The organism is Actinotalea sp. JY-7885 (genome assembly GCF_014525465.1).
In the GTDB taxonomy this organism is placed as follows: domain Bacteria; phylum Actinomycetota; class Actinomycetes; order Actinomycetales; family Cellulomonadaceae; genus Actinotalea.
On sequence record NZ_JACEXH010000324.1, the window covers coordinates 1 to 1250 of the forward strand.

At 77.4% G+C, this 1250-nt stretch carries 1 protein-coding gene; it reads left to right on the forward strand.

Translation table 11 applies throughout. The features are described 5' to 3' along the window. Positions 1-27: 27 nt before the first annotated feature. Positions 28-1250, forward strand: a 1223-nt coding sequence (locus IDM29_RS17745) for a DUF418 domain-containing protein (protein WP_188037844.1), incomplete at its 3' end; no start/stop codon positions are given.

Below are 1250 nucleotides of genomic sequence, written 5' to 3' on the forward strand. Positions count from 1 at the left end.
CCGCCCGCGGTGGCATGGCCGCCGCCCGTGGCTGCGCCACCCCCGGCGCCCCTGGCGGCCGCGGAGCCGCCCGCGCCGATCACCCGCCCCGAGCGGTCGCTCGCCCCGGACGTCGCGCGCGGCGCGATGCTGCTGCTCATCGCGCTCGCGAACGTCGGCTTCTACCGGTACGGCACGGCACTGGACCCGTACCAGAACCCCGTGGACGCCTCGGCCGCCGACCGTGTCGCGATGTTCGTCGAGCAGCTGCTCGTCGCCGAGCGCTCGCGCCCGATGTTCGCCGTCCTCTACGGCTTCGGCCTCGCCATGATGGCCTCCCGCATGCGCAGCCGCGGCGCGACGGCCGGCGCGGTCCGTGCCGTCCTGGCCCGGCGCAGCACGTGGCTGGTGGTGCTCGGCGTGCTGCACGGCGTGCTGCTGTTCGCGGGGGACATCATCGCCGCCTACGGCGCCACCGGGTTCGTCGCGCTCGCCCTCGTGCAGGCCTCGGACCGCGCGCTGCGGCGGTGGCTGTGGGGCAGCCTGGCCTACGTCGCCGTCGGGATGACCACGTTCCTCGCCGCCGCGACGCTGCTGACGGACGACGCCACGGCGGCCGGCGCGCCGCTGATGGGGCGCACCTACGCGCAGAGCATGGTCACCGGGCTCGTCGCGGAGGTCGGCGGCATCGCGATGGTGCTGGTGCTGCTGGGCTTCGTGCCGCTCGTCGTCGTCGGCGTCATGCTCCAGCGGGCGGGGTGGCTCACGGCGCCGGGCCAGCACCTGCCGGGGCTGCGGCGCGTCTTCCGGTCCGGCATGGCGGTCAACGTCGTCAGCGCGCTGCCCGTGGCCCTCATCGCGCTCGGGGTGTGGCAGCCGGGGCCCGGCGGGATGTTCGCCGCCTCGTACGCGACCCTGCTCGGCGGGATGTACGCGGGCATCGGCTACGTGTGCGGCTTCGCCCTGCTGGCCCACCGCCGGCAGGGGCGCGGCCACCGCGGCGCCACCGGCGCCCTCGCGGCGCTGGGGGAGCGGTCGCTGACGGGCTACCTCGGCCAGTCGTTCCTGCTCGCGCCGCTGCTCTCGCCGTGGGGCCTGGGGCTCGGCGAGGGCCTGCACCCCCTCGCGTCCTTCGGCCTCGCGGCGGCCGCGTGGCTCCTCACGCTCGCCGCGGCGACGCTCATGGCGGCCCGCGGCGTGCGGGGCCCGTTCGAGGCGCTCCTGCGGCGGCTCACCTACGGCGCGGCCCGCACGCCCGCCGTGCCCGCGGG